Source organism: Pseudomonas sp. (assembly GCF_032058845.1).
In the GTDB taxonomy this organism is placed as follows: domain Bacteria; phylum Pseudomonadota; class Gammaproteobacteria; order Pseudomonadales; family Pseudomonadaceae; genus Aquipseudomonas.
The window spans coordinates 1-4,976 of record NZ_DAMCCR010000175.1 but is presented as its reverse complement, the minus strand read 5'-3'; the positions used below and the strand labels follow the sequence as shown (position 1 = coordinate 4,976).

Here is a 4,976-nt window from a genome sequence, read left to right as displayed (position 1 = left end):
CGTCACGGCGCGCGCCGCCGGCGTTGTTGCTAGTGCGCGGGCGTTTGTCTGCGCCAGCACCTGAACCGTTGGCGCGCGATTGCCCGGCGCCTTGGCCGCGGCCCTGGCCCTGGCTGGGTGACTGCCCCGGCGCGGACCCACCCGGACGGCGATTGCGGCCCTGGTTCTTGGCGTTCTGGTACGGGCTGACGTAGTCAGCGCGGTTACCGAAGTTGTCTACGTCGTCATCGAGAAAGGTTTCGGGATCCCGGTTGCCGTCGGCCTGCTGCGGCTTGCTGGCCTGGGTCGACTGCTGCGAGCGTGGCTGTTGCGAACGCGGCTTCTGGTCGCGAGGCTTGCGCGGCTGCTGGGCCTGACGCTCGCCAGACTTGGCGGCTTCGGCAGGTTTGTCAGCGGCAGGCTGACGCGCCTTGCCCTTGTCCTTGCCCTTGTCTTTACGGCCACCGCTGCCTGCATTGGCACCCTCGCCACGGGCCTGGCCGTTACGGCCGCCACGGGCGTTGGGTTGGGCGCGCTCGCGCACTTCGGGCTTTTCAGCCTCGACCTGGCTGGCGTCGAAGCCCATCCATTCGCCGTCGGCGATCTTCTGTCGGGTCACGCGCTCGATGCTCTTGAGCAGCTTCTCTTCGTCGGGCGCGACCAGCGAGATCGCCTCGCCGGAGCGGCCGGCACGGCCGGTACGGCCGATGCGGTGAACGTAGTCTTCCTCGACGTTGGGCAGCTCGAAGTTGACCACATGCGGCAGTTGGTCGATGTCCAGGCCACGGGCGGCGATGTCAGTGGCGACCAGGACCCGTACGCTGTTGGCCTTGAAGTCGGCCAGGGCCTTGGTGCGCGCGTTCTGGCTCTTGTTGCCGTGGATCGCGGCGGCAGTCAGGCCGTGCTTTTCAAGGTACTCGGCCAGGCGGTTGGCGCCGTGCTTGGTGCGGGTGAACACCAGCACCTGTTCCCAGGCACCCTGGGTGATCAGGTGGGCCAGCAGTGCGCGCTTGTGCCCCGATGGCAGGCGATACAGGCGCTGTTCGATACGCTCGACGGTGGTGTTCGGCGGCGTGACCTCGATGCGCTCGGGGTTGTGCAGCAGCTTGCCGGCGAGGTCGGTGATGTCCTTGGAGAAGGTGGCCGAGAACAGCAGGTTCTGGCGCTTGCTCGGAAGACGGGCAAGGACTTTCTTGACGTCATGGATGAAGCCCATGTCGAGCATGCGGTCGGCTTCGTCGAGGACGAGGATCTCGACATGCGACAGGTCGATGCTGCCCTGGCCGGCGAGGTCGAGCAGGCGACCCGGGCAGGCTACCAGCACATCGACGCCCTTGGCCATGGCCTGGACCTGCGGGTTCATGCCGACACCGCCGAAAATGCAGGTGCTGACCAGGCTGAGGTCACGGGCGTACAGCTTGAAGCTGTCGTGGACCTGGGCGGCCAGTTCGCGCGTTGGGGTCAGGACCAGAACGCGCGGTTGGCGCGGGCCGTGACGCTGGGATTTGTCCGGGTGGCCGGCGGGGAACAGCCGTTCCAGGATCGGCAGGGCGAAACCGCCCGTTTTACCCGTACCGGTCTGGGCGGCGACCATCAGGTCGCGGCCTTGCAACGCGGCGGGAATGGCCCGCTGTTGCACGGGAGTGGGCTGGGTATAGCCCGCGGCCTCGATAGCGCGGACAAGTGCCTCGGAGAGACCGAGGGAAGCAAAGGACATGGGCAATCCTGTTCTGGTGTGGGCTGAGCCCTTGGGGGTGATCTGCCTGGCGCGACGGGCATTTTGAGTAATGCGATCGCGTCCGGTCCAGCTGGGCATGCACTTCGCATCGAGCAAGCGACACAGAAGCACCGAGGTGCGTTCATGTCGATCAGGATGCCTGTTACGAGGCCGAGCGTCCGGGCGTGAGCCTGGCGGGAAGGCCCGAGTATAGCAGAGCAATCAGCGTGTGCTGTCGTCGTGTTGCTCAACGGTGTCGGGAATGGCCAGATTCGACTCGGCATACCGCGCCATGATCGCGGCATAGGCCGGTTCACGCTTGAACTGCCGGAGGGTTTCGGCAAACGCCTGGGCCAGGCCTTCACGCCCCTGTTTGCGCGCCAGGCCGAGGTATTGCGGCTCATTGCCGATCACCAGCGGCAGCGGCTCGATCTGCTGCTCGAGGTTCAGGCGCCGCAGCAGGTAGCGGCCGGCTTGCAGGTCGGTGACCACCAGGTCGACGCGCCCCAGCGCCAGCTTGCCCAGATTGGCGGCATGGGTGGGGCCGGGTTCCCGGCGAAAGTAGCTGGCCGTGTTGAATTCCGGGCTGTAGTTGTAGCCGGGGGAGGTGCCGACCGTCAGGCCCTCGAGGTCTTGCAGGGTGTTGACCTGATGAGGCCGCGCGCGGGCCTGGAACAGCACGAACCGGACCTGTGACAGAGGCTCGTCGGGGTAGAGGATGAACGCTTCGCGCGCCGGTCGCCTGAACAGGCCGAGGATACCATCCACCTGGCCTTCCTCGACCATCGCCAGGCAGCGCTTCCACGGCATGAATACCCAGTCCACGTCGATATTCAGCCGCTTGAAGACCTCGCTGGCCACCTCGAAGTGCAGCCCCTTGGCCTGACCGTCTTCCTGATAGATGTACGGCGCCCAGTCGTCACTGACGATGCGCAAACGCTCGGCCTGAGCCAGCGGGCTCAGGGAAGCGAGCAGCAGGATGCCAAGCAGGGTGATGAATTTGGGCATGGCGGCAGATTACGCGGCTGATCTGTCGATGGCCAGATGTTGCGCAATGGCACGTGTCAGCCGTGTGAACGAGCCAGCAAAAGCGCCTCGATCGCCTGCGCTGGCTACCCCAGGACCTGGCTGCACGAGGCTGGCTCGCACAGGCGCTGGCAGTTGCAGCGGCGCACGGCGAATGACAAGAACAGGCATCGGTACCGCTTGCGGCGGCTTCCGCCTGTGGCGTAGCGCAACCTGCTGGCTGCGCACACGCCAGCCAAGGCGCAAGCGTATCCGCCACGCCTCGGCATCTGTTCACCCGCGTTGCACGGGCGTCAGAAAGCAGCGCTCAGCGCGGCAGTTGCAGGTTTTTCCACACTGCCAGGCTCGCTTCAGCCTGGTTCAGCGTATAGAAGTGCAGCCCCGGCGCGCCGCCGGCCAGCAGTTGCTCGCACATGCGGGTAATGACTTCTTCGCCGAATGCCTGAATGCTGGCGCTGTCGTCGCCATAGGCTTCCAGCTGCTTGCGCACCCAGCGTGGCAGTTCAGCGCCGCAGGCGTCGGAGAAGCGCGCCAGCTTGCTGTAGTTGGTGATCGGCATGATGCCCGGCACCACGGGAATGTCCACGCCCAGCTTCTGCGCGCGCTCGACGAAATAGAAGTAGCTGTCGGCGTTGAAGAAGTACTGGGTGATGGCGCTGTTGGCCCCAGCCTTGACCTTGGTGGCGAAACTCTTCAAGTCGGACTCGAAGTTCTGCGCCTGCGGGTGCATTTCCGGGTAGGCGGCCACTTCGATGTGGAAGTGATCACCGGTTTCTTCACGAATGAACGCGACCAGATCGCTGGCATGGCGCAGCTCGCCGGAAGCCATGCCCATCCCCGAGGGCAGGTCACCGCGCAGTGCCACGATACGGCGGATGCCAGCGGCCTTGTATTCGGCGATCAGCGAGCGCAATTCGGCCTTGGTGTCGCCCACGCAAGACAGGTGCGGGGCGGCAGGCACCTGGACTTCGTTTTCCAGCTGCAGCACGGTGTTCAGCGTGCGATCACGGGTGGAGCCGCCCGCACCGTAGGTGCAGGAGAAGAAGTGCGGGTGGTAGGTGGCCAGCTGGCGGGCAACGCTCATCAGCTTTTCATGGCCGGCTTCGGTCTTGGTAGGGAAGAACTCGAAGCTGTAGCTGCGTTCTTTGGACATCGGCTGTTCCTGGGCAGCGAGTCGCCAGTTGCAAGCGGCTAGCTGCAAGTAGAAGCCAGACCGCGAGGGCAGGTCTGGCTCGATATCATTCAAATGGGGCGCGCGCGGCAGCACGCTGCACAGGCCCCGCTGCACGCTGCAAGCAAACGCCAGGCCGCGTGAGCAGGCCTGGCGGTACGGCTCGCAAACCCTGCGGCGAGCGCGACGATCGGCCCGGGCACTCTCTGCCCGGGCCTGGCGTTTGCAGCCCGCTGCGCGCGGCTTAGTAGCGGTAGGCTTCCGGCTTGAACGGGCCTTCGACGGTCACGCCGATGTACTCGGCCTGTTGTGGGGTCAGTTGAGTGACCACGCCGCCGAAACCGCGGACCATTTCCAGGGCCACTTCTTCGTCGAGCTTCTTGGGCAGTACTTCGACGGTCAGGCGCTCGGCTTTTTTCGACGCATCCAGTTCGGCGTATTTCTGATCGAACAGGAAGATCTGCGCCAGCACCTGGTTGGCGAACGAGCCATCCATGATGCGGCTTGGGTGGCCGGTGGCGTTGCCCAGGTTCACCAGACGGCCTTCGGCCAGCAGGATCAGGTAGTCGTCGTTCTGCGGATCGAAGCTGCCAGTGCCGGTGCGGTGGATCTTGTGCACCTGCGGCTTGACCTCTTCCCATGCCCAGTTCTTGCGCATGAAGGCGGTGTCGATCTCGTTGTCGAAGTGGCCGATGTTGCACACCACTGCGCGCTTTTTCAGCGCCTTGAGCATGTTGGCGTCGCAGACATTGACGTTACCGGTGGTGGTGACGATCAGGTCGATGCGGCCCAGCAGGTCTGCGTTGATGCCCGCTTCGGTACCGGTGTTGATGCCGTCCTTGAAGGGCGACACGACTTCGAAGCCGTCCATGCACGCTTGCATGGCGCAGATCGGGTCGACCTCGGTGACCTTGACGATCATGCCTTCCTGACGCAGCGACTGCGCCGAGCCCTTGCCCACGTCGCCGTAGCCGATCACCAGGGCCTGTTTGCCCGACAGCAGGTGGTCGGTGCCACGCTTGATGGCGTCGTTGAGGCTGTGACGGCAGCCGTACTTGTTGTCGTTCTTGCTCTTGGTGACCG

The 4,976-nt window shown here is 64.8% G+C and carries 4 protein-coding genes; all 4 read right to left on the bottom strand.

The genetic code is table 11. The features are described from left to right. On the bottom strand, positions 1–1,696 hold a 1,696-nt coding region (locus RT028_RS19975; protein ID WP_312937182.1), incomplete at its 3' end, for a DEAD/DEAH box helicase. A 222-nt stretch (positions 1,697–1,918) separates the two neighbouring features. After that, positions 1,919–2,704 (bottom strand): transporter substrate-binding domain-containing protein, encoded by a 786-nt coding sequence (locus tag RT028_RS19970; RefSeq protein WP_312937180.1) that lies wholly within the window; start codon positions 2,702–2,704, stop codon positions 1,919–1,921. 325 nt (positions 2,705–3,029) lie between these two features. Continuing rightward, positions 3,030–3,875, bottom strand: coding sequence for a methylenetetrahydrofolate reductase [NAD(P)H] (gene metF / locus RT028_RS19965; protein WP_312937178.1), 846 nt, complete (start codon positions 3,873–3,875; stop codon positions 3,030–3,032). A 262-nt stretch (positions 3,876–4,137) separates the two neighbouring features. After that, a partial coding sequence (locus RT028_RS19960; protein WP_312937176.1) for an adenosylhomocysteinase occupies positions 4,138–4,976 on the bottom strand: 839 nt, incomplete at its 5' end.

Coding starts and splice junctions, on each gene's coding strand:
- RT028_RS19970 (WP_312937180.1), bottom strand. CDS start 2,704: ATGCCCAAATTCATCACCCTGCTTGGCATCCTGCTGCTCGCTTCCCTG.
- metF (WP_312937178.1), bottom strand. CDS start 3,875: ATGTCCAAAGAACGCAGCTACAGCTTCGAGTTCTTCCCTACCAAGACC.